The sequence below is a fragment of the Crateriforma spongiae genome (assembly GCF_012290005.1).
Classification (GTDB): domain Bacteria; phylum Planctomycetota; class Planctomycetia; order Pirellulales; family Pirellulaceae; genus Crateriforma; species Crateriforma spongiae.
The window spans coordinates 462103-487086 of the sequence record NZ_JAAXMS010000004.1 but is presented as its reverse complement, the minus strand read 5'-3'; the positions used below and the strand labels follow the sequence as shown (position 1 = coordinate 487086).

Sequence of the window (24984 nt, the reverse complement as noted above, 5' to 3'; positions counted from 1 at the left end):
ATCGCAACCGCCTTTTGATGCTGCGTTTTCGGTCTGCTGTGATTGATAGCCGCCCGCTTGCTTGCGAGAGGGCCGGCCTCTTTTGTTCGGGACGGACGTCGCGATACCCGGGCAAGTCCGATCAGGTGCCGAATTGAAGCTTGTAAAATCGGCGCGCCGCAAAGAGACTCGGGGACTCAGATAGCCCGTCAGTGCCCCTTCTTGCTCCCGCGCCATGTTCGCCGCTCTCAAAAGACTCGTCCCAAACCGATTCCGCCAGCGCCGTCAATCATCGCACCAAGCCCAGCCTTGGACGTGCGGTCCGCTGGAGGAAAGGCACATGCTGTCGGCGATCTCAGTGCTAGCCGCCGGCACGACGGGCGACGAAACCATCCGTCTGTACGCCGACGATGAACTGGTGGGCACTTACAGCGACTTGGGCAGCGGCGCCGACAGCGGACAGTTCGTTCGGCTGGACGCCGACACCGGTGCCTCGACGCCTTCGCAGATCCGGATCGAATTCATCAACGATGTCTATGAGCCTCAGCTTGGCATCGACCGAAACGTTCGAGTCGACCGTATCGAGGTTGACGGGGTTGGCTATGAAACGGAATCACCCAACGTCTTTTCAACGGGAACTTGGCTGGCCGAGGATGGAATCACGCCGGGTAACCGGCAAAGCGAATACCTGCACGCCGACGGCTTCTTTCAGTACGATCTGGCCGGCAATCCCACCGGATCGCTGATTGTCGTCACCGCTGACGGCAGCACGGGCAACGAGAACATGTCGCTGTTGATCGATGGGGAAACCGTTGCCAACTGGGACGTCGGCACGACGACACAGACCTATTCATTCGTGGCGGCACAGACCGTTTCGGCCGACCAAGTCCGCGTCGCGTTCACCAATGATCGCTACGAACCGGATGTCGGCATCGATTACAACCTGCGCGTCGACAACATTCAAATCGACGGTGTGACGTACGAGACCGAAGATCCGAGTGTTTTCTCAACCGGCACTTGGTTGCCCTCTGACGGCATCGTCCCTGGCAACCGTCAAAACGAAACGTTGCACACCGACGGTTATTTTCAATACGCAAGCGACGACGTGCAGGCCGGCTTCGTTGGTTTGGCTGTCACGCAGGTGACCGTCAATGAGTCCGACGGTACGGCACAAATTGGGATCGACCGGTTTGATGGAACCGATGGTCCGGCATCAGTCTTCTATCAAACCTTTGGCGTCGAAGCCGAATCGGGCAGCGATTTTGTCGGCACCGATTCTGGACGAGTCGATTTTGCTGATGGTCAATCGTCCGCATTCATCACCGTCGATCTGATCAACGACGAAGAATTCGAAAGCGTCGAGTCGTTCAGTGTGTCGCTGTTCCGAAGCGAGGGTGCAGAACTGGCCGAACCGCGAACCGCAATCGTGACCATCGTCGACGATGAATCTGGACTCGGGCTGGTCGGCCACTGGCGACTGGATGAATCGGCGATCGGTCAAAACGTGGCCGACTCCTCGGGCAACGGCAACTCGGGAACGCATACGAACATTGCCGCGCCCGCCGGTCCCACCGCAAACGGCGTCAATTTTGATTCCGCCAATGCCGGTGCACTGCTGTTCGACGGCGACAACGATTTCGTCAGCATCGCAGGTGATCCGTCGCTGGATCTCAGCGACGGTCAGTTCACGCAGTCCGTTTGGGTTCGTCCCACCGCAACGGGACGCACGTATCAGGGCGTTCTTGGCTTCCAAGGCAGTGGCGGAGTCGCCGGGCGGTATCCGGGGATCTGGGTTCAGAATGACACACAAGTGCATGCCGGCTTTGGTGACGGAAGCAACTGGAACAGTTTGAGTACCGGAGAAGTCTTGACGCTGAATGAGTGGAACCATGTCGCGACGACTTTCGACGGTACGAACTATCGAGTCTACGTGAATTCCGCGGAGGTTTACTCGACCGATCAGTACGCCGGACGCACACCGACCGCTGAAACACGCGTCAACATTGGACGTGTCGACAATTACTTTTCCGGTGCTGTCGACGACGTGCGGATTTACAACCGCGCTCTGACCGCTGCGGAGGTGGCCACCCTGATCGATGGTGCCGATGTACCGTCTGTGCCGCTGTCCAATGGACAGTACGTGACCAGCCAACTAGCCGCGGGATTTGATACACCGATTGAGGTGGAACAACTGGCCGATGGCCGCTTTCTGGTTGCCGAACAAGATGGTGTCGTTCGCTTGGTCAATCCAGATGGATCGGTTCAGTCGACGCCCGTGCTAGACATTCGATCGATCGTCAACTCTGGCACCAAAGATCGCGGAATGATCGGTTTCGCCGTCCATCCGGATCTGGCCAACAATCCATACATCTATGCGTCGTACACCTACGATCCGCCAGAGATCACCGGTGGTGGTTTGGGCGGCGTCGACGGAAACGGATCACGCGTCTCCCGCATCTCGCGCTTCACCGTCACGGAAAACAACGGGGTCCTAACGGCTGACCCAGCGACCAACGTTGTATTGGTCGGCAACAACAGCACTTTCGACAACATCGGTGATCCAGATTCCAGAGTGGGACTGGAGGGTCCACACAGTTGCGTCGACGCCGGCGGCAACCCGATCGAAGACTGCATCCCGGCGGATGAAACCAGTCACACGATTGGGGAACTGGAATTCGGTCCCGACGGCATGTTGTATGCCGCTAGCGGGGACGGCGGTTCCTTTGGTCGTGTCGACCCGATCAACCTGCGTGCTTTGGATGTCGACTCATTGGCGGGCAAGATCCTTCGCATTGATCCGATCACCGGCCAAGCCCCCAGCGACAATCCACTTTTCAACGGCGACCCCGACGCCAACGAATCAAAGGTCTTTGCGTATGGCCTGCGGAATCCGTTCCGATTCGCGGTGGGTGGTACAGCCAGCAACCCTGAGATCTTCGTCGGCGATGTCGGATGGACTCAGTGGGAAGAAGTCAATCGAGGCGTTGGCGGCGAGAACTTTGGTTGGCCGGCTTTCGAAGGCGGCGATGGCGAGAGCCTACAAACCGGACGATACCGTGACTTGGCTGAGGTGCAGGCCTACTACGCAACCAATCCCGACGTGACCGCACCCATGTGGGCGCGACTTCACAGCCAGGGCGCCCGCGCGATCGTCATGGGCGACTTTGTCGGTCCCCAAAACGCTTCGGGTACCGGGACGCTGCTGTTCACCGACATCGGTGACCAAATCCTGCGAGCGGCGACTTTCAGCGACAGCGGTGAATTCCTGGGCGTCGAAGTCGTCTCGGGTAACGTCGGATTCATCGTCGACATGCACACCGGCGTCGATGGATTCACGTACTACGTGGACATCACCGGAAGCATCGGACGTTTGAATTTTCAAACCGTCTGAGCGAGCGATAAGCGAATGGCCGCGACGTGTCTATCGAAGTCCCGTCGTCGCCATCGGAATCGTAAAGACGCTGTCACCGGCGGTGATGAACAACTGGTCGAACTTTGGCCCCGCGAAAGTCACGTTCGCGGTCCAGCCCTTGGGCACCGCAATGGTGTCGATTCGCTTCCCAGTCTTGTCAAAGACCATAACCCCCTCACGGCCGGTCAGATAAAGATTACGATCGACGTCCAGCGTCACACCATCGCTGCCCGACGCACAGAAGAGCTCTCGTTCGGTCAGCTTGCCGTCTGGATTGATCACATATCGATACATCTTCTTATCACCAATATCCGCGACATATAGATGACGCTTCTCTGCATCACCGATGATGCCGTTGGGTTGGACCAAGTCACTGGCGACTTGCGTGATCGATCCATCCGTTGAAAGCCGATAGACGCCACGCGGGTGATCGTCGGCAATGGAGTGCTTCCAGTACGGTCGCTTGTAAAGCGGGTCAGTGAAATAGATCGCGCCGTCTTGATCGACCCAACAATCGTTGGGACCGGAGAAACGACGGTTTTCAAACTGGCCGACCAGCAACTCGTGCTCTTTCGTTTTCAAGTCGATACGCCAGAGTTCGTTGTTTTCATCCGCGCACGCGATCAAGCTTTGCGGTGCCACAAAGTAGAGACCGTTGCTGCGTCCGCAGGGTGAAAGCCAGTCCGAAAGTTCTCCGGTCTTGGCGTCCCACCGAACGATTCGGTCATTCGGTTGGTCGGTGAAGTAGACGTTTCCAGCATCATCGGCGGTCGGTCCCTCGGTGAATTTGTAACCGTCGCCAATCAGCTTCAGCGTCGCGCCCTCAGCAACGACGGAGTCGCTTTGCGTTTCTTGTGCTTGCACGTGCGAGAGCAACGGGAAGAGCGGCAAGAGGATCAGAATTCCCGTCAGTCGTATGGTTGATGGCATCAGTGTTCTTGATCTCAAAGGGAAAATGTTTCAGTCGTTGCGCGAAACGGTTTCGGCTTAGCTTCGCGGTCTCGTGGGAGCACACGATCTTACTGAATATCCGATGACAGGAGATAAGGCATGTCGAAAGTTGTGCTGTTGAGTCGCTGAAGAGAGTCGTGTCCCCAGATGAAACCTCAACACCTTCGCGGCCGTTCTGATCCAGCAATGAGCGTCAACCACCGCCAAAAAGTGGATCATTTTGCCGCGGCGTAGTCGACGACGCATCCGCCGGTGTCGTTCGATTCATAGGCGGCTTCGACACAGGCCCTGGTGCGCATGACATCGTCGATCCCCGTGGGCATGACATCGCAACTGCCTTCGGCGTGACGCTGGACCGATGCCATGGTTCCGATGAAGGCCTCCGGAAACCAAGATCCTTCCAAAGCAATGGTCTCCCATTTCGGCGGCTGATCGTCTTTCAACAAACAGATTTCGAACTGATCCGGTACGCCGTCAGGATAGTTCATCAGCAATCCCATCTTCGCTTTGACCGCCCCGCGGGTTCCCTCCCATTTGATATAGCTTTGTTGATTGTGCAGTCCGAAATCGTAACCGTGATTGGTCAAAATCGTGGCTTGGATTTCGTCACCATAGTCCATCATGATCGTGCTGCGAGTCGACGCCAATTCGCGCTGCTTGGGATGCTTCACCGTCCGCGCGTACACCTTTTCGGGGTCCCCAAAAAACGACCGAATCAAATCGACATAGTGAATGCTGTGCTGCTGGATCTCCACACGCGGCAACGGATGAATGTGGGGGAACAGGTGCCAGGGCGTGAAAACCTCCACATGCACTTCCATGTGATGCAGTTCCCCCAGCAATCCTTGCTGCATCAACCAACGCGTCGCCAGCACGAACGGTGCAAACCGCAACTGGCAATTGATCGCCGCGTTGTGCCCTTTGCGCTGACAGACATCGCGAATCGCTTGGGTCTGTTCCCACGAATCGCCCATCGGTTTCTGGATCAACACGTGTGACCCATCGGGCAACTGATTCATCACGTCGACAAATTGCGGCGGCATCAGGGCCAGATCCCAGACGACCGATTCCGGCGCGTCGGCGACCGCTTGTTGCACCGACGTGTAGACATTGGGGATCCCATATTGATCCGCCAAGTCTTGCGCCTTCGCGATGGTTCGATTGTAGATGCCGTGTACTTGAAAACCGGCTTGGCGGTACGCGGGCAAATGGGCGTCTTTGACGATCCCACCGGCGCCAAGAATGATGATCGGACGTCCGCTTTCGGGCAGTTCGGGCTTGTATTGAATGTCCATCATCATGATCCTTGAATTTCATCGATGCGAGACTGTGCGAGAGCCGTGATTTGCTCGACCGGCTTTTCCGAATTCATTGCTTGAATGACCAAGTCATCGATGACGGCGGCCAATTGCGACCAGTTGGCCAATCGCGGCAATGTGCGGGCAAATTCATGCAGCGATTCCAGACGATGGTAATACGGGACTTGGCCATTCACGTCTGCATCACACCAAGTGCTCCTGCGACATCCCGTTCCACCATTCAACGTCAACCGTTTGTCGTTTTTACGATTGACCATGAACCGAATGAAATCGTAGGCAACCGATGCATGCATTGACCCCGCCCGGATCGTGTGCAGCCAATAACAGTTCAATGAAGCCGACGAACCATCAGGATCGTGTGGGATTGGGGCCAAGTCGACCTTTCCTTTGACCACGCTTTCATCCACGACTTCGCTCATCGATGCGAAGCCAAACCAATTCACCATCATCGCGACTTCGCCCCGTGCGAAGGCCAGCCCCGATTTCACCGAATCGAGGTCCCGGCAATCGGGATGAATGGCGGTCGTATCCTGCAACAGTTCGCGATAGAAACGCATCCCACGATGGGCCGCCGGCGAATCCACGATCACTCGGTTGGTCGCCGGATCCACCAGTTCACCGCCACGTGTCCAAACGTGAAGCGCGAAATCAAATACCGTGTTATGACCATCGGGGAATCCTGCCACCACGGTTCCGTACTGATTCCGCTTTGGATCGGTCAGAAAACGTGCGACTTGGTGAAAGTCGTCCCACGTCGCCGGCACCGCCAATTCGCGACCGGTCCGCTTGAAATAGCGATCACGGTTGCCGTCGTCTTCAAACAAGTCCTTGCGATAGATCAAGCATTCCGGACCGTCATGAAACGGCAATCCGACGATGGAATCGCCAAAGTCTTGAAAGCCCAACATCGACGTTGACCAGCCATCGGGAAAATCTTCCGGCGGGTTCGCTTCGATCATCGGCCGCAGGTTCATCAACGCGCCGGCCGCCTGCGCTTCGGCAATCCAGTCGGTCGTCATCTGGGCGATGTCCCAGTCGCCGTTTGATAGCCCGCCACCGCCCAGCGTCGCCTCGTACAGTGGATGCAAGTCCAACGGCACCGCTTCGATCCGCATGGTACATCCGGTCGATGCACAGAACGCGGACCACATCTGCGCGATCGAACGCTCAAAGGGTTCGAAGCGTCGAACCGCAATTCGCAACACGTCTTGTCGTTCCGAAGTCACTTGCTTTGCCTGGAATGTCCGGTGGGGATCGGAAAATTCGTTCAGCCGGCGATCATCCACCGGCAATCGCAAGTTCGCGATCGATGGATTCGTTGTGTTCGCCCAGATCACAGGACCCGCGTGCCGCCTTGAGACGCTGGCCATCAATGCGAATCGGACAGCACGTGGTTTGATAACCGGTTCCGTTGCCGCGGGTGACTTGCTGGGTCATGTCCAAAACCTGGAAACCTTCGGAGTGCATCAGACGATCCCAGTTCAACACCTCGGCACACCAGATGTCTGCCGGTTCAAGGATCGCCAACCAATCCGCGGTCCGTCGTGTGACCAGGCGGTCGACCAAGATTTGTTTGATCTCGTCCCGCTGGTCATACCAGCTTTTCGGATCGGTGTACCGTGTCAGCTCTTGGCAATCCAACAGTTCACCCAACTGAACGATGCTGCCCATCGCCAACGCCAAGTATCCGTCCGCGGTTTGGTAGACGCCGTACGGTGCCCCCAGCAACGCGTGTGCGTTGTTCGTGGCGGTCCGTTCGGGTTGCGAACCGTCTTGAAGATGCACGGTCAGCGGTTCGAATTGATAATCCAACATCGCTTCCAGCATGTTGACTTCCACCAAACCACCTTCGCCACGAATCGATCGCCGGACCAGACAAGCCAAAACACCGGTCACCAACAACGCGCCGGCCCAGATGTCCGCAATCGCAACACCGACCGGAACCGGGCCGTCGTCGGCGTTACCGCTAAGCCACGTCATGCCGGATAAGGATTGGGCCAGCAAGTCCTGCCCCGGTTTGGATTTCCATGGCCCTTCTTTGCCATAGCCGCTGATTTCGCCATAGACGATGCCGGGATTGATGGCTTTCACGCTGGCGTAGTCCAACCCAAGTCGGTCGATCACACCGGGCCGAAAGTTGTGCAGCACCACATCGGCTTTCGAAATCAGTTGCCGGACCTTGGCAAGATCTCCGGCGTCTTTCAGATCCGCAACGTAGCCTTCCTTGTTACGATTGATCGCATGAAAGATCGTCGATTCGCCATCAATCTCACAGTCAGAAACGTACAGGTGACGGCAGATGTCGCCGGTCGCCGGACGTTCGACTTTGATCACCCGAGCACCCAAATCCGCCAGCCGCAAACTTGCCGACGGACCGGACAAGAACTGACTGAGATCAATGACCAGAATGTCTTCCAACGGCCTCATGATTCACGTCCGATTTTGAAGACATAGGCGTACTTGCATTCGGTCTTCTCGGGGATCTGAATCTTCAGTCCGTCCTTGGTGCGTTCCCACTGGATTTTTCCCTCATGTCCCACCAAGGTGACGTCGGTGATTTCCCCACGATAGGTCGATGACCCCAGCCATACGATCTGCACCTTTTCACCTTCGGCCGGTCGATCCAACGCGATGGCATAAAGATTGCCATGGTTGGTCGTGTAGCGAATGTCCTTGCTGCCGAAACCGTTGAACTTCACGTCAGCCAGGTGCCCCACCGGCGTCGACGTTGGGCCTTCGCCAAACATCAACCACGGCCGCGATCCATAAATCGCTTCGCCGTTGATTCGCAACCAATCGCCAATGTCGCGCAACACCTGTTGTTGATCCGACGGGATCGTGCCATCCGGTGCGGGCGCGATGTTCAGCAACATGCATCCATTCTTGCTGACGATATCGACCAGGTCGTCGACGATCCGATCGGCCGAATACAATTTCATGTCCGACGCGTACGACCAAGTCGATGGTGAAATCGAAGTGTCAGTCAGCCAGGGATCAGGATAGACATCGGGCATCCGGCTGCGTTCCAAATCGACCGTGGCAGTCCCGATTGCCAAGTCGGGACGTTTATAGGTCAGTACGGGCTGCTGGCCTTGGGACAGCGCATGGTTGTAAAAGCAGGCAACCATCTTTTGTCGCACCGATTCCGAAAGGATCTGCATGCGGTTGTCGAACCACAACATGTCCGGTGAATAACCCGTGACGACTTCATTGACCTTTTCCAACCAAGTGCGTTCGAACACGTCCGACGGCATCGGATAGGTCGACTTATTGGAATCCGATCCGTATGGCAACGACCGAGCCTGGACCTCGATCGAGTTCATTTTCGGGCCATACAACGAAGCGAACTTCGGATCCGATGCGTCAGTGTTTTGATCCCACGTCGGGAACCAACCCCAGTGCCATGAATGGTGCATACTGACCAAGAATTTCAAGTCGCGTTTCTCCACCGCCGCCTTCATCTCCGCCACCACGTCACGGTGTGGTCCCATCTGTGCCGCGTTCCATGGATTCACCTTGGAATCCCACATCGAAAACCCGTCGGCATGCTCGCCCACCGGTCCGGCGAACCGTGCACCGGCCTGGACGTACAGGTCCACCCACTGGTCGGCGTCGAACTTTTCCGCCGTCAGCATTGGAACGAAATCCTTGTACCCAAACTCCTTCAGGTCACCGAATCGTTCCAGATGTTCAACGTTGTTCGGGTGTCCGGTCTTGTACATGTTGCGGCCATACCAATCGGTGTTGGTCTTGCCGCTGGGTGCAGAATAGACACCCCAGTGTGCATAGATGCCGAACTTTGCATCACGAAACCACTCCGGACACTCGTAAGCTTCCAGTGATTCCCAAGTCGGCTGGAACGGTCCGCCGGCCGGTTCGTCCGCAGTGGCCGGCGACATCGACAGGAATGCCAGAACCGTCACAACGGAGATCGACAAAGTCGTCACTAACGTCTTCATATCACTTCTTTTCGATTTGGTCTGTCCACTGGGATGGATCACGATACTTCACGGTCTGCAAATGCTCGGCGTACAAAACCAAGTCGCCCGACACACCATCGCCCGGCGTCTTGAAATTCTCATAGCTGACCACCACCAATCCCATCGATTCGTACTTGGGACGTTTCGAAAGGTGCGTGCGGATGGTGTAAATCGTGTCGCCGATAAAGACGGGCTTGATGAACCGCAGTTTGTCATAGCCGTAGCTGAAGGTGTGGACGTTGTTGTTGGCCATCAGCCCCAGCCCATAGCTGAAGACCTGCGACCCGGCCACCAAGCGTTTTCCAAAGTTGCCGTCCGATTCGGCGAACGGTTGGTCGGCGACGTAGGGATGCATGTCCAACACCATCGCGTTGAACATCATCGCCTCGCCTTCGGAGATCGTCCGCGAGATCGAGCGACGTTTGTCGCCGACCTGGAAATCTTCATACATCCAGTCCTCCACGTGGTGCATGGGGATCTGATGATGGACGGCGACAGGCGTTGATTCAGGCATCTTGCAATTCCCGGGTCAGCGTGTCGTTGTCGGCACCCACAACAGGCGCCGCCGAACCACAGAACAATCGCTGGCCGTCGATTCGGATCGGACATCGCAGCGTCCGCACCGATGCGTTGTCCCGCTGAACCTGCTGTTCCATCTGCAGAACACGGTACCCGTCACGCTGCCGCAGTTGTTCGTAGGTCAACACCTCGGCGCACCAAACGTCCGCCGCTTCCAATTGTTCCAACCAGTCATCGGTACAGTGCCGGGCAAGCCGATCGGCGATCAAGTCACGGATCGCGTCGGCATGCTGAAAACCCGACCTGCTGTCGACAAACTGCTTCAGCTGTGGCAATTGCAACTGAACGGCCAACTTTGGCAGCGATCCCATCGCTAATGCCAGGTAACCATCGGCGGTCGGGTACACACCATAAGGCGGCCCCTGGTACGGATGCGCGGCAAACCCGTGGCTGCGGTTTGGCAAACGGTGGCCATCGTTCAGGTACGTCGTCAACGCTTCGAACTGCATGTCGATGGTCGATTCCACCAAGCTGACTTCGACCAAAGCACCCTGCCCCGTTTTCCCCCGCCGCACCAACGCGGCCAGCAACCCTTGTGCGAAATGCACGCCGCAAATCGCGTCGGCTGCGGCAACGCCAATCGGAACCGGCGGACTGTCACGACGACCGTTCAAATACATCAGCCCCGTCATCGATTGAGCCAACAAATCCTGACCCGGCTTGTCTCGCCACGGCCCTTCTTTGCCGTACCCCGACACCTCGCCATAAACAATCCGCGGGTTCAACTGCCGGACGACGTCATAATCCAAGCCCAACTTATTCATCACGCCGGGTCGGAAGTTGTGCGTCATCACGTCGGCCCGCTTGACCAACTGCTTCACCTGCTGCAAATCATCAGGGTCTTTCAAGTTGGCCGCAAAGGATTGCTTTCCGCGATTGATCGTGTGAAAGACCAGGCTGTCACCGCCGACCATCAAGTTTTTGGTCGCCAAACTGCGGCACGCTTCGCCGGTTCCCGGTCGTTCGACCTTGATCACCTGGGCTCCCATGTCGGCCAGCCTTAGCCCGGCCCACGGCCCCGCCAGGTACTGGCAAAACTCCAAGACAACCAGCCCTTCCAATGGACGCATCATGACGCCACAACCTCTCTGCAGTCGCGATACATTTCGTTCAACGTCTGCAATACGGCCTTCGGGTCACCACCGTCGATCAAGTACCGTCGGATTGGCGCCCCGCCACCATCGCGGTCTTGGAAACGAAGGCTGCCGTAGAATCGAGGACGCAAATACGCCCGATCCAAGCAGGGCAACGTGTTGGCAAAGTAGTCGCATGTGCGTCGGTTGTTTTCCGGATCGGTCCAAGCACTGCGATGCCCCGGTTGCCCGCCGTTTTCGACGTACTGTGTCCGTTGGTAATCCGGCTCGGCAACCATCTGTGCAAACAGCGCAGCGACGTCCATGTGTCGGCATTGGCTGGAAATCGCCAAACCCGTACCGCCCAACGTTGTCCGCAACGGATCGCCGTCCATCGAAACGACGTCGCCGAAATGCAACAACCGGCGGGCGTAACCGGCACGACTGTAGTTGCTGTACCCGTACGCGAACGGACAATAGGCGATGTCGTCGCCTTGCGTCATCGCTTCGTAGACTTGGATGGGATTCCAATCGAAGGTCACCGACGGCATCAACGACGCCAACTCACGCAACTGTTCAAGTGCTCGCACGCCCAAGTCTTCGTTGACCACCACATCCGGTGATTCACACAGATCGGATCCCGGTACACAACACAGCATGTAAAAGTTCATCAACGTGTCTTGCGGAATACCCGGCATGGCGACCAAGCCACGTTTGGCCAAATCAAGCAAGTCGTCCCACGTCCGAGGTACCGACGAATCGTGCCGCTGCAGCAGATCCGGTCGCCACGAAGCTACCGGCGTGGCAGCGTCGATTGCCAAAGCCCACTGGCGATCGGCGTAACGATAACTGCCGTGTGACACCCCGACCGAATTGGCGGCTTGATCGACCAAGAAGTCCGCCGGCATGACGTCTTCCAGCGACGTCAGGATTCCGTGCCGTGCGGCGAAGCCCGCCCAAGGGTGATCGATCACCAACAGATCAAACCGTGCGGCCAAGTCTCCCAGCGGCTGGTCAGCGAATTCTTGTAACGAACGCTTCTGCCACTGGATCGTCACCCCCGGATTCAGTTCACCGAACCGCTGCGCCGCGGCGATCATCGGCACAAAACCACGAGTGTGGTTCCAGGTGATCCCTTTCAACAGAATCGGCGACTCAGACATGACCGTGACAGTCTCAGTTGTTGGCTTTGCGGGCCCGGATTGCCTTCTCGCAGCCCCGAACCCCTTTTCCTTGGGTGGAATTTTATTTCCGTATATTGAAGCCGGTCCGTTGACGCCGGTCAAGACACGTTTTTAAACTGTGAATCTTTGATTCACCTAGGGAAACCCAGAACGTGCAGGAATCCGCCCCTCCCACCGCCGCCAAGCCGGAACCGGCCAAGTACAGCGTGCCCGCGTTCGAACAGGGTTTGGACCTGTTGGAACTGCTGATGGATTCGCCCCTGCCGCTGTCGCAGAAGACCATCGCGGGCCGCATGCAGCGTCCGGTCAGCTCGGTCTTTCGGCTACTGAACTGCTTGGAACAACGTGGCTATGTCCAACGGGATCCCGAAACCAGCGGCTACAGCCCGACCATGCGGTTGTACCGCTTGGCCCACACTTGCCCGGCTCATGTGCGGTTTCGCGAACTAGCCATGGCTCCGATGCAAGCGTTGGCTCGACGGGTCGGTGAATCATGCCACCTGTCGATCCGCGAAGGCGATCGTGTGCGTGTGATTTACAACCAACCCAGCCCACACATGCATTCGCTGAACGTCAGCGAAGACACGACTTACAGCCTGATCGACACGACCGCCGGCAAGATGCTGTTGGCTCATTTGCCGGCGTCTATCCGCGACGGCTGGCTGACAGGGCTGAGCGATTTCCAAGCTCTGAACAAGACACAACAAACCGAACTCAAGCAGCAATTGCTGTCGCTCCAGCGAAAGAAGTTCATGACCGTCCCCAGCCGTCTGACACCCGGCGTCTTGGGCGTCGACGTTTTGCTGGAAGACGCTTGGCTGGGTGAAAACGCGGTCTTGGCCGTTCCCTGCATCCAGAAACGAAGCAAGACCGAAATCAAAACCGATTTGCTGCCCACCATCCAAGATGCGGCATCCCAAATCACCACCCTTTTGAAAGGCATGTGACGTGTTCCAGGAGATCTTTTACGAAGACTACCAGGTGGGTGATTCCCGGACGACGCTGGGACGCACCATCACCGAAGCCGACATCGTGTTGCACGCGGGCCAGACCGGCGACTTCTTTCCCCATCACATGGACGCCCAGTGGTGCGAGACCCAGGACTTTGGGCAACGTATCGTGCACGGCACGCTGACGTTTTCCGTTGGCGTCGGACTGACCGCCGTGGTCGTCAACCCGCACGGCATGAGCTATGGCTATGACCGACTGCGGTTCATCAAACCGGTTTTCATCGGTGACACGCTACATACGGTGGTCACGATTTCCGAAAAGAAGGACCACAAGAAACGCGACAACGTTGGCATCGTGACCGAACACCTGGACGTACAGAACCAGCACGGCGAAACCGTTCTGGTGTGCGACCATCTTTTGATCGTCAGCAAGAAGGCGACCGAGAATGGCTGACCCGGTCATCGGCGCCGCTCTGCACAGCATCGGCGCTCTTTCGTCGTCCAGTTGTTACACCCCACAAAAAAAGACCAAGCTTTGGGCGTGGGAAAGCTATTGGATTTCGCAGGCCACCTTTGCCTGGCTGATCTTGCCCGTCGTCGGCGCTTTCCTGACGATCCCAAATTATATGGACGTGCTGGCGGCCAGCCCCACCGACGCGATGCTGAAATCGTTCACACTGGGCGCGTTCTATGGCGTCGGCGGGCTGACGTTCGGACTGGGCATTCGCTACATCGGGTTTTCATTGAATTACGCGATCGCGATCGGCATCTCGGCTGGCTTGGGCACGATCTTTCCACTGATCTGGACGCCAAACGAAGGATTCGTGTGGTTGATCTTTGACAAGTTTTCGACCCTGCCCGGGCAGATTGTTCTGGCGGGCATCCTTTTGTCATTGGTCGGAATCTTCTTTTGTGGTTGGGCCGGTGCGCTTCGTGAAAAATCGCAAGGCGACGTGCCATCACAGTTCTCTTTCAAGACGGGCGTTCCGTTGGCAATCATCGCGGGAACGCTGTCGGCGGTGTTCAACTTCGCGCTGCTCGCCGGCCAGCCGATCGAAAAAGCCGCGTTGGACGCCGGAGCCAACGACTTGATGAAGATGAACGCAATCTATCCGTTCTCCAACGGCGGCGCGTTCTTGACCAACTTCGTTTGGTGCGTGTTTTTGTTTCGCCGTAACCGCACCGGGTCCCAGTTGTTCCGCTTGCCCGACCAAGGTAGCGGCAAGCTGGCGTTCTATTACTTGATGGCACTACTGAGCGGGACGTTCTGGTATTTCCAGTTCTTCTTTTATGGCATGGGGCATGCCAACATGGGCGATACGTACGGGTTCACCAGTTGGGGGCTGCACATGTCGATGCTGATTTTATTCAGCAACATTTTCGGCACGGTGTTCCGTGAATGGGAAAACGCCGGCAAGCTCTCCAAACGGATCCTGCACATCGGGATGCTGATCATCGTCGCATCGACGCTCGTCATCACCTACGGCAACTACCTGGGCCAGCAAACACCGGTACACTGATCGATCAACAGCAAACCAGCGCTTCGTCATCCGTCGCCTTTTCGCCCGCGAAAGTAGCGCCCGCCATGGACAAGAATGCAACAGTCTTGAATCGCTCAGATCTGCAGGAAACAAAGTGAATCCCATCACTCTCATTTCACTTTTGTTGTGCGCCTTTTGCACCTCGCTCGCCAGTGCTCAAGATTTCCCTACAGTGACCGTCAAACGAACCCCAGTTTCGGGTATCGGCATGCAGGAGGGCGTTTGTCGCCGCGACCCTAGCGACATCATCCGAGTGAATGAACGCTACTACATTTGGTACTCCAAAGGCCCGATCAAATCGGGCTATAACGCAACGGTCTGGTATGCGACCTCATCCGATGGAATCGATTGGACGGAGCAAGGACAAGCGATCGGCAAAGGAGAAGCGGGAGCCTGGGACTATGGCAGTGTGTTCACACCTGGAATCCTAATCGCCGAAGATCGCTATTGGCTGTTCTACACGGGCACCTCGCATCCGTTTCAGCAAGGAATGCCCGATTCGAAAATTGGCTTGGCCGTTGCCGATTCGCCCGATGGACCTTGGCAGAAACTGGGCAACAATCCGATTCTACGCAACAGCGATAATAAAGACGACTTTGACAGCCTGTTGATTGACGATTCCTGCGCGATGATCCGAAACGGAAAAATCTTCCTCTATTACAAGGGTCGCCAATTCGGGAAATCACCTCACGAGACAAAAATGGGATTGGCAGTCGCTCGGTCGCCTCAAGGTCCCTACCAGAAGCATGAGTCGAATCCGGTCATTCAAGGTAATCATGCAATTCTAAACTGGCCGCAAGGCAAGGGTGTTGCGGCGATGATTGGTGTGACGGGTCCCGAAGATCTGAGAAACTCGGTTCAGCATTCCGAAGACGGAGTCCATTTCGCCAAAACTCACAACGTCATCGATGGTCCTCGTGCCGCAGGCTCGTATCGTCCCGATGCATTCACTGGCAGCCTGAAGGCCGAGAGAATCAGCTGGGGAATCGAAATTGGAAAACACCAGGGCAATCAATTGCCTTATCTGGAACGTTTTGAATTGCAGTGGCCCGACAACGAACATTGAGAGGTAGCAGAGGCGACTGGCATCGCTATCGGAAGGACACGATTTCGAAACGAATCATACGACGTTGCCGGACGTTGCGGCATCCATACTTGACGTGCCTGCAAGGCTGAACCCCCAATCTGTCATTGCCGATGGCCTCATCGTCGTCTTTCGCTCCGCGAAAGTAGCGTCCCGCACCCAACGATCCCAAAATTTCCCCCGTCCCCTTATTGGACGTCCCAAAATTCCCCCCGTCCCCTTAATGGACGTCCATCGTCGCCTTTCGCTCCGCGAAAGTAGCGTCCCGCACCCAACGATCCCAAAACTCCCCCCGTCCCCTTAATAGAGGATTGCTAGCCGCCGCGGATCTGCATTCGGTATTTAAGTGGCGTGATGCCGAATTCGCGTCGGAAGACTTGGGACAGGTATTCGGGTGAACCGAAGCCGGCACGATCGGCGATCTCGGGGATGGTGCGGTCTGTATCGACCAACAACGCCTTGGCCCGCTCCAGATGCACGCGACGAATCTCTGCGGCCGGCGAGCGTGCAAGCACGCGTTGAAACTCGCGTTCCAATTCACGCCGCGACATCGGAACCGCTTGCAAAATATCCGCAACGGTGATCGGTTCGGAAGCGTGATCGCGGATGAAGCGAACGGCCAACGCCAAGTCGGGTTGATCGATCGCCAACACTTCCGTCGATCGTCGTGCGTGGATGCCCAGCGGCGGGACCCGCAACGCACGCTTGGGCGGCTTGCGACCGTCAATCATTCGATCCAGAACCTCAGCGGCGCGATAACCGATCTGTTCCGAATCCACCTGGATCCCCGACAGCGGCGGGCTGCACGTTTCGCAAAGCAAGTCATCGTCGTCACCGGCCAGAACGGCGACTTGTTCGGGCACCAAGATCCCCGATTCTCGGCACACCTCAATCAATTCGCGTCCGATGCGGTTGGCCCAAGTCAGTATCCCGATGGGTTTTGGCAATGCCCGGACCCACCGCGACATGTCGGATCGCCTGGCTTCCCAACTGGTACCCGTCCCACGCTTGGGCCGATAAACCAGACAATCGTTGCCCGATCGCTGCACGCTGTCGACGAACGTGTCGCAGTGCAGACCAACCCACGCTATCCGGTGCGGGCCACAGTAACCGAAGTGCTTGAGGCCTCGATCGACGAAATGGGTCACCGCCAATTCGGCGGATCCGACCACGTCGTTGGTCACCCGCGGCAAGTCGACGCTGCCCAGCTGGATGGATGAAACGTTGACGATCGGCACTTTGGCGGCTTGCAGTTCTCTGGCCAGTTTCGTCGTTGCGACGCGTGCCAGAATGCCGTCGCCGGACCAACCGGGCGGCAGGTGCAGCGTTTCATCTTGGCCACGGGCTTCGATCCAAAGATGCCAGTGTGAACGCTGGTGAGCGTACCGGATGATGCCCCGAACCATGCGTCGGCCCCAACCCGTCGCGGTATCGACCAGCACGGCAATCTGTTTCTCTTGTTTCGTCTTGGGCATCGTGTCGGCCGGCGAAGCGACGCGGAACATTACCCCGCCCAGACTACCACATCACCTGACGCAAATTCTAAGTTTTCTTGCGCTTTCTTTTCCTGGACTTTGATACCACGTCGGGAACAATATCAGTCACGATTTCTATTCTTCCCGCCTCCACCACCCCGCCCCGTTGCCGCCCACCGGTTGACCCGAGCCGTCCAGACGCGCAATCACCAGCGTGCTGCGGCACGCCGATCGGGGCCACGCCAGCGGATCCATCCCCGCCATGACACTGACCGATTATCTGGTGCTGCTGACCTACCTGCTTGGCATCTTTGCCGTGGGGGTTGGGTTGAGCGCGAAGGTGAAGAACACCGGTGACCTGTTTTCCGCAGGCGGTCAATCGCCGTGGTGGGCGTCGGGGTTGAGCGCTTTCATGACGATGTTTTCCGCCGGGACGTTCGTCGTCTGGGGTGGCATCGCGTATCGGCTTGGGATCGTCGCGGTGATGATCAACCTTTGTTACGGCGTCGCCGCGGTGCTGGTCGGATACTTCGTCGCCGGTCACTGGCAGCGGATCGGGATTCGCACACCGGCGGAGTTTATCGAAAAACGTTACGGCGTCGGCCCGCTACATTTTTACACCTGGTCGATGATGATCTATCGCATGGTCGGTGTGGCGGTGGCGTTGTATTCGTTGTCGGTATTGTTGGTCGCGCTGATGCCGCTGGCCGAAGGCAACCCGCTGCGTGATCCGGCGACCGGCAACCTGTCGATCACTTGGGCGATCCTGGTGTTCGGTGGCATCGTCGTTCTGTACACGATGGTCGGTGGGTTGTGGGCCGTCCTGATGACCGACGTCTTACAGTTCATCGTGTTGAACTTGGCCGTGCTGTTCATGATCCCGCTGATCGTGGCGGACGCGGGCGGAATCAGCTCGCTGATCGATCGCGCACCGCCGGGATTTTTCAATCCTGTTTCGGGCGATTACACGTGGTTCTTCCTGGCCGGATGGGTGGCGATCCACTTCTTCATGGTCGGTGCCGAATGGGCGTTCGTGCAACGGTTCTTGTGCGTGCCGAGTGCGGGTGATGCGAAAAAGAGTGCATACCTGTTCGGCATTCTGTACTTGGTCAGCCCGATGTTGTGGCTGTTGCCGCCGCTGGCTTATCGCGTGATCAATCCCGATGCGGATCCCGAACAAGCGTACGTGTTGTCGTGCCAGCATGTTTTGCCGATCGGCATGTTGGGCTTGATGATCGCGGCCATGTTTTCGGCGACGGCCAGCATGGTCAGTTCGCAATTGAACGTCTTCGCCGGCGTATTGACCGAAGACATCTACAAACGTGTGCGTCCGCAATCCGATCAGCCGCACTTGTTGCGTGTCGGCCGCGGGATGAGCTTCGTTCTGGGAGCGATCCTGATTGCGTTGGCGATTGCCGTTCCCGCAATGGGCGGTGCCGAAGACGTGATCGTGACAATCACAAGTTTGATGGTCGGTCCGCTACTGGCGCCGACGATTTGGGGATTGTTCAGCCGACGCATTTCACAGACCGCCGTTTGGTGCACCGCAGGCGTTTGTTTCTTGGCCGGTGCGGCAGTGAAGTTCGGCTGGCCTGAAGTTTTTGCCGCCTATGGCAAGTACCCCGACGTGGTCGTGGGCGTGATCTTGCCCGTCACGGTTTTGACCGTCGTGCAGATGCTGTCCAAGGGCACGTCGGACGGTTGGTCACGAGTTCACCAATCGTCCCTCGTTTCTCTCGACGCAAACACCGACCCCCAAGCCGTTCAAAAGACGTTTGATCCCACACCCGCCTTCATCGTGTCGGGCGCGTTGATGGTCTGTGGCTTGATGATGTTCGCGTTGTTGTTCGTCAATACGCAGAACTTGGCGACGATCGGCTGGTTTGCCAGCGCACTGATCGTCTTGTCTGCCGGAATCGGTTACGCCGCCCATCGCAAATCTCGCACGCACCTTTCACGGATTTCCACATCATCATGATTACCGATGGCCCCGTCGCCGAAACCAGATCGCCTCTGGTTAAGCAAATTCAAACTGACCTTGTCGTTGTCGGCGGCGGATTGGCCGGTGTGTGCGCCGCCATCACCGCGGCACGCGCCGGTATCCAAGTGGTCTTGATCCAGGACCGACCGGTGCTGGGCGGCAACGCATCAAGCGAAGTCCGCTTGTGGGCGTTGGGCGCGACGTCGCACATGGGCAACAACAACCGCTGGGCCCGCGAAGGCGGTGTGATCGACGAGATCTTTGTCGAAAACACGTATCGCAACAGGGACGGAAACCCGTTGATCTTGGACACGATTCTGTTGGAAAAGGTCGTCGAAGAACCCAACATCACGTTGCTGTTGAACACGGCCGCGTTCGATGTCACCAAGAGCGATCCCGACACGATTCAGTCAGTGCGAGCGTTCTGTAGCCAAAACAGCACGATGTACGAAGTGTCGTCGCGGTTGTTCTGTGACGCGTCGGGTGACGGCATCGTCGGATTCATGTCGGGTGCCGCGTTCCGCATGGGAGCGGAAACGAAAGAAGAGTTTGGTGAACAGTTCGCGCCGGACGAAAGTTACGGCCAACTGCTGGGCCATTCGATTTACTTCTACACCAAAGACACAGGACGACCGGTTCGATTCGTACCGCCCAGCTTTGCGATCAAAGACATCACGGCCATCCCGCGTTGGCGAAACTTTGCGGTCGGCCAAGACGGTTGTCGGCTGTGGTGGATCGAGTACGGCGGACGCCTGGATACCGTCCACGAAACCGAAACGATCAAATGGGAATTGTGGAAGATCGTTTACGGCGTCTGGGACTACATGAAGAACTCGGGCAAATTCCCCGAGGCCGAAACGTTGACGCTGGAATGGGTTGGACAGATCCCCGGCAAACGCGAAAGTCGTCGTTTCGAAGGCGACACGATGATGATCCAGCAAGACGTCATCGAACAACGACGATGTGACGACGCGGTCAGTTTTGGCGGCTGGGCCGTCGATCTGCACCCGTCCGATGGCGTCTACAGCGACCTGCCGGGCTGCAATCAGTGGCACAGCAAAGGCGTCTATCCGATTCCTTTCCGTGCGATGTACAGCCGCAACATTCGCAACTTGTTCCTGGCCGGCCGGATCATCAGTGCCAGCCACTTGGCTTTCGGATCGACTCGCGTCATGGCCACCTGTGCTCACAACGCCCAAGCCGTCGGTATGGCGGCGGCGATCTGCCATCGAGACAACTTGGTTCCCAGGGATTTGCTGGATGGCGATCGGATGCGGGGGCTGCAGAAGGAACTGCTGCGGACCGGTCAACACATTCCACACGTCCAGATTGACGATGAAGACGACTTGGCCACCAAGGCGACGGTGTCGGCCAGCAGTGAACTGCAATTGCAAAGTTTGCCCGCAGGCGACGACTCGATCCCAATGGAAAGTCCCATCGGGATGCTGTTGCCGATCGTGCCCGGCAAGCTTCCGCGATTCCAGTTCCATGTGGATGCGAAGACAGCCACCAAGATTCACTTTGAACTACGCGGCTGCACTCGTGAAGACTCCTTCACGCCCGACGAAGTCCTGGCAAGTCGCATCTTGCCGGTGGACGCTGGACGCCAATCGGTGGAAGTCGACTTTGACATCACGATCGCTTCGCAGCGTTATCTGTTTGTCTGCTTGATGGCCAATCCCAATGTCGCCGTGTCACTCAGCGATCGTCGGATGACCGGTGTGTTGTCGGTACACCACACGCTGGAACGCAAAGTCAGCAATTCGGCGGTCCAAGATCCGCCGGACGACATCGGCGTCGAACGCTTTGAATTTTGGCTGCCGCAGCGAAGGCCCGCCGGCAAGAATCTGGCCATGCAGATCACACCGCCGCTGTCCGGGTTCGGCCCCGGCAATGTCATCACCGGGCCCGAACGTCCCACGTCGGGCATCAACGCTTGGGTGGCATCGCCGGATGATTCATCGCCGAGTTTGAATTTGACCTGGGATCACCCGGTCACGATTCGGCGCGTTGTCGTTGCGCTGGACACCGATCTGGATCACCCGATGGAAACGGTGCTGATGGGACATCCCGAATCACGCATGCCGTTTTGTGCAGCGAACATTCGTGTGATGGATGACTCGGGGCGTTGCTTGGCCGAGCGTTACGACAACCACCAAACACGTTGCGAGCTGACGTTTCCCGCGACGCAAACCCGCGGGCTGAAGATCGAAGTCAGCGGAACCGACAACGGCATTCCCGTCAGCGTGTTTCGCGTCCGCGTGTTCGAGTGACCGACTGTTTGATTGACCGCCAACTTGACTTCAGCCGACTGACTCCAGTCTTCCCACCTCAATCAATTCCCACCGATGTCCCGCCCCATTGATCTGTCGCGCTTCAACATGGTTCGAATCTGTTTCGTTGTTGCTTGGATTCTTTCGACTCCGCTGGCTTTTGCCCAACAGCCATCCGGCGAAGGCGAACAAGTCGTCTCGCTTGGCGGCGAGTGGAAATTCAAAACGTTCTTCGGCGAAGGTTCTGATCCGCGTCGCATTCAGGCCGGTCCCGATGACATGGTGATCGACAATGCCAACAACGATCGCGTCGAGGTCATTGGAAAGTGGGGCCGCAAAACCGAAGGCGATCGTGACACGAAACATTGGGGCGATGACTATCGGACACGGTTCTATACCGACGAAGACTTCATTCCCGGAAAATCATTGCCGGCCGTACGATTCGACACCACGCCACCAACGGCCGGGCTGTTCGAACACTTCGTCTACTATCCCTTTGGTCATCACTTGACCACGCGAGTGCGGATTGCTCACGCCGACGGAACCGACACACAACACATCAGCCAGCGTGTTCGATGCGGACAATGGGTCAGCCTGGGCGTCTATCGATTGCATCCCGGCGGCGATCATTTCCTTGAAATGTCCGCCATCACGCCCGGTGGTGTTGCCGCTGACGCAGTGATGTTGCGTCCCGTTTCCGATGCACAGTGGATGGCGTCACGTGCCGATACCCGCAACGCACCGTCGCCCGAATTGGATGATTCCGAATGGGATGCGATCCCGGTGCCGGGTCACTGGGGGATGCGGAACAAGTACAGCAATTACAACGGAAAAGGTTGGTATCGACGATCGTTCACCTTGCCCGAAACATGGCAAAGAGATGAGAGTCGACGCATCCGCTTGCGTTTCGAAGCCGTCTATCACGTGGCTCGCGTCTTCTTGAACGGTCGCTACATTGGACGTCATCAAGGTGGGCTGACCCCGTTCGAGTTTGATGTCACGGACCAATTGAATTTCGACGGCACAAATGTGCTTGCGGTCCAGGCCGACAATGACTTCTTGGTCGGTGCCACCTGGAATTGGGGCGGCATCATCCGCGACGTGTCGTTGGTTCAGACCAGCGACGTCCGTGTGTCTTACCAGTACGTTCATGCGGAACCCGATTTGGACGCTGGGACTGCGGCAATCCAAACAAGAGTCCGCGCGACCAACGACAGCACGCGACAACGCACCGTCGATTTGCGAACGGATTTCTACGACGGTGATCGGTTGCTGGGTTCCGCCGCGGCCACCGTCACGGTGCCAGCGATGAACGATCGTGAAGTTTCGATCGACTTCGACTTAAAGCCCGCCGACGTGCACCTTTGGCATTTCGACCGCCCTCACCTGTATCGCGCCAAAACAACGCTTCGCGAAAAAGGTTCGCCACAACATTCACGCAGCGATCGATTTGGCATTCGTAAAGTTCAGATCAAACCCGAGGGCTTGTGGCTGAACGGCGAAAAGGTCCGCTTGGCGGGATACAACCGCGTCAGCGACCATCGTTACTGGGGCAGTTCAGAACCCGAGCATGTGCTGCAACACGACGTTCGGCTGATGAAGAACGCCAACGCGAACTTCATGCGGATCATGCACGGCACACAAAACAAGCGGCTGATCGAACTGTGCGATGAAAACGGCATCCTGTTGTTCGAAGAGGTCAACGTTCGCGAACTAACCAATCCGGAATTCACACCGCCCGATTATCCGCTGACGCGTCAATGGTTGCGGGAGATGATCGAGCGTGACGTGAACCATCCGTCCATCATCGGATGGAGCGTCGGCAATGAACTGAGCAACCACTACACGTACGTCGCCAAGATGATCGACTACGTGCGACGCGAACTGGACCCGCACCGCTTGGTCAGTTGTGTCAGCAACACGGGCTATCGCGATCACGAAACCCCGGAAACCGATCCGCTTGGCGAATCCGATGTGATGCTGCAGAACTGTTACATGCAGCGGCCGACGACGATGATCGAAGCCCTGCATCGGAAATGGCCGAACAAGCCGATCTTCTTTTCCGAATTTGGCTTGGGCAAATTCACCGAAGCCAGCTTGGACGGTTTTCTGCCCGAACTGGATCAGTGGAACGCGTGCATCCGCGGCAATTTTCCATTTGTCATCGGTGCATCACTGTGGACCTACAACGATTACCGCAGCGGGTATGCACAAACCCTGGAAGACGAAAATCGTGCGTGGGGCTTGGTCAATGTTTGGCGACAGAAACGACGACTGTTCACGCAGTGCCAAGCGGAAAACAGCCCCGTTCTGGACATTCAAATCGACGCAATCGATCCCAATCGAAACCGTGCGTCGGTGACGATTCCGATTCGCGGTCGCGATGACTATCCCTGTTTCACCATGCGAGACTATGACCTGGTGTGGCAGTTTCGCGATTCCGATGGCAACACGCTGCTGACCGAGTCGATCGATTTGCCAACGCTACAGCCCGGAGATGCACCGTGGACGGGAACCATCCAGTGGCAAACCATCCCGGTCGACGCGTTTGACTTGGTCGCTCGCTTGGTGACACCCAACGGATTCACACGCTACGAAACGGTCCAGCGGTTTGCCGTACCGCCCAAGCCGACCGGGGCAAAGGCGATCGCAATCGATGATTCCATTCGCGTTTTCTTTGACCGGCCCGCGTCAGCCGACGAGTGGTTTGTTCGCTGCATTGGTCCCGACGGAACGACCACCGACAGCAAACGGACAATCGATCCCTACGTCGATCTGAGCGGACTGACAAGCGGCGTCGACTATCAAGTCCGTGTGATTGCGTCCAACACGAAAGGCGACAGTGAGACGTCGCAACCGATCGATGTGACCACCGACGGCACAATCTTGCCGCCAGTCATCTGGCACGCTTTCGTTCATGACGGGCGGCTGGTCGTTGGATACTCCGCCCAGCCGGATGATGCGACCTATGTCGTTCAGTACGGGGAAGACGCATCGAATCTGTCCGGTGAACTGCAAACCGATCTGCGAGGCATGTTGTCAGTCGATGTCGACGGTGCCAAGTCAGTTTCGCTTCGCATGAAACGAATCGCATCGGGCAAAGAAAGCGGGTGGTCGAACATCGTGACCGCCACCGAAGACGTCTTTGCCGAATGATTTCCCGCCATCCTTCCACACGTTTTGAATCCTTACCCCACAAGCCC

17 protein-coding genes are annotated in these 24984 nt (G+C 57.2%); 8 read left to right on the top strand and 9 right to left on the bottom strand.

What is annotated here, in order from left to right; translation table 11 throughout:
• The first annotated feature begins 319 nt into the window (after window positions 1–319).
• Entirely contained in the window at window positions 320–3370 is a 3051-nt protein-coding gene (locus HFP54_RS13270) for a carbohydrate-binding domain-containing protein (protein WP_168565489.1), read from the top strand.
• Between the two features lie 30 nt (window positions 3371–3400).
• On the opposite strand, the gene HFP54_RS13265 is transcribed toward HFP54_RS13270, so the two are convergent.
• The 8 genes from HFP54_RS13265 to HFP54_RS13230 form a co-directional block, all read right to left on the bottom strand.
• The gene (locus tag HFP54_RS13265) at window positions 3401–4321 is read right to left on the bottom strand and encodes an SMP-30/gluconolactonase/LRE family protein (protein ID WP_168565488.1); all 921 of its coding nucleotides are present in this window, start codon (window positions 4319–4321) and stop codon (window positions 3401–3403) included.
• Between the two features lie 236 nt (window positions 4322–4557).
• Entirely contained in the window at window positions 4558–5637 is a 1080-nt protein-coding gene (locus HFP54_RS13260; protein WP_168565637.1) for a Gfo/Idh/MocA family protein, read from the bottom strand.
• 2 nt (window positions 5638–5639) lie between these two features.
• Window positions 5640–6887, bottom strand: coding sequence for an extracellular solute-binding protein (locus HFP54_RS13255; protein ID WP_168565487.1), 1248 nt, complete (start codon window positions 6885–6887; stop codon window positions 5640–5642).
• A gap of 52 nt (window positions 6888–6939) precedes the next feature.
• A complete protein-coding gene (locus HFP54_RS13250; protein ID WP_168565486.1) occupies window positions 6940–8088 on the bottom strand; it encodes a CaiB/BaiF CoA transferase family protein in 1149 nt (382 codons plus the stop codon).
• Entirely contained in the window at window positions 8085–9620 is a 1536-nt protein-coding gene (locus HFP54_RS13245) for an alpha-L-fucosidase (RefSeq protein ID WP_168565485.1), read from the bottom strand. Before HFP54_RS13245 ends, HFP54_RS13250 begins: the two co-directional genes overlap by 4 nt.
• A 1-nt stretch (window position 9621) precedes the next feature.
• Window positions 9622–10155 carry a MaoC family dehydratase gene (locus HFP54_RS13240; protein WP_168565484.1) on the bottom strand — a complete coding sequence of 178 codons (534 nt, stop codon included), beginning with the start codon at window positions 10153–10155 and terminating at the stop codon, window positions 9622–9624.
• Window positions 10148–11293: a CaiB/BaiF CoA transferase family protein gene (locus HFP54_RS13235; protein ID WP_168565483.1), complete on the bottom strand. Its 1146-nt coding sequence runs from the start codon at window positions 11291–11293 to the stop codon at window positions 10148–10150. Before HFP54_RS13235 ends, HFP54_RS13240 begins: the two co-directional genes overlap by 8 nt.
• Window positions 11290–12456 carry an ABC transporter substrate-binding protein gene (locus tag HFP54_RS13230; protein WP_168565482.1) on the bottom strand — a complete coding sequence of 389 codons (1167 nt, stop codon included), beginning with the start codon at window positions 12454–12456 and terminating at the stop codon, window positions 11290–11292. Before HFP54_RS13230 ends, HFP54_RS13235 begins: the two co-directional genes overlap by 4 nt.
• Window positions 12457–12629: 173 nt before the next feature.
• Here HFP54_RS13230 and HFP54_RS13225 point away from each other — a divergent pair, with 173 nt between their 5' ends.
• The 4 genes from HFP54_RS13225 to HFP54_RS13210 all read left to right on the top strand — a co-directional run bounded on the left by HFP54_RS13225 (window position 12630) and on the right by HFP54_RS13210 (window position 16034).
• Window positions 12630–13424 carry an IclR family transcriptional regulator gene (locus tag HFP54_RS13225; protein WP_168565481.1) on the top strand — a complete coding sequence of 265 codons (795 nt, stop codon included), beginning with the start codon at window positions 12630–12632 and terminating at the stop codon, window positions 13422–13424.
• Between the two features lies 1 nt (window position 13425).
• A complete protein-coding gene (locus HFP54_RS13220) occupies window positions 13426–13881 on the top strand; it encodes a MaoC family dehydratase (protein ID WP_168565480.1) in 456 nt (151 codons plus the stop codon).
• Window positions 13874–14947 (top strand): L-rhamnose/proton symporter RhaT, encoded by a 1074-nt coding sequence (locus tag HFP54_RS13215; RefSeq protein ID WP_168565479.1) that lies wholly within the window; start codon window positions 13874–13876, stop codon window positions 14945–14947. Before HFP54_RS13220 ends, HFP54_RS13215 begins: the two co-directional genes overlap by 8 nt.
• A gap of 193 nt (window positions 14948–15140) precedes the next feature.
• Window positions 15141–16034, top strand: a complete 894-nt coding sequence (locus HFP54_RS13210) for a family 43 glycosylhydrolase (RefSeq protein ID WP_315853889.1) — start codon at window positions 15141–15143, stop codon at window positions 16032–16034.
• Between the two features lie 332 nt (window positions 16035–16366).
• Here the strand turns inward: HFP54_RS13210 and HFP54_RS13205 are convergent, their stop codons facing one another.
• Complete coding sequence (locus tag HFP54_RS13205; RefSeq protein ID WP_168565478.1) at window positions 16367–17527, bottom strand: AraC family transcriptional regulator; 1161 nt, start codon at window positions 17525–17527, stop codon at window positions 16367–16369.
• 262 nt (window positions 17528–17789) lie between these two features.
• Between HFP54_RS13205 and HFP54_RS13200 the strand changes: the two genes are divergently transcribed.
• From HFP54_RS13200 to HFP54_RS13190, 3 genes are all read left to right on the top strand, one after another.
• Window positions 17790–19505 (top strand): sodium:solute symporter family protein, encoded by a 1716-nt coding sequence (locus HFP54_RS13200; protein ID WP_168565477.1) that lies wholly within the window; start codon window positions 17790–17792, stop codon window positions 19503–19505.
• Entirely contained in the window at window positions 19502–21781 is a 2280-nt protein-coding gene (locus tag HFP54_RS13195) for an FAD-dependent oxidoreductase (RefSeq protein WP_168565476.1), read from the top strand. Before HFP54_RS13200 ends, HFP54_RS13195 begins: the two co-directional genes overlap by 4 nt.
• 75 nt (window positions 21782–21856) lie before the next feature.
• On the top strand, window positions 21857–24937 hold the full coding sequence (locus tag HFP54_RS13190) for a glycoside hydrolase family 2 TIM barrel-domain containing protein (RefSeq protein ID WP_168565475.1): 3081 nt from the start codon (window positions 21857–21859) through the stop codon (window positions 24935–24937).
• The last annotated feature ends 47 nt before the right edge of the window (window positions 24938–24984 follow it).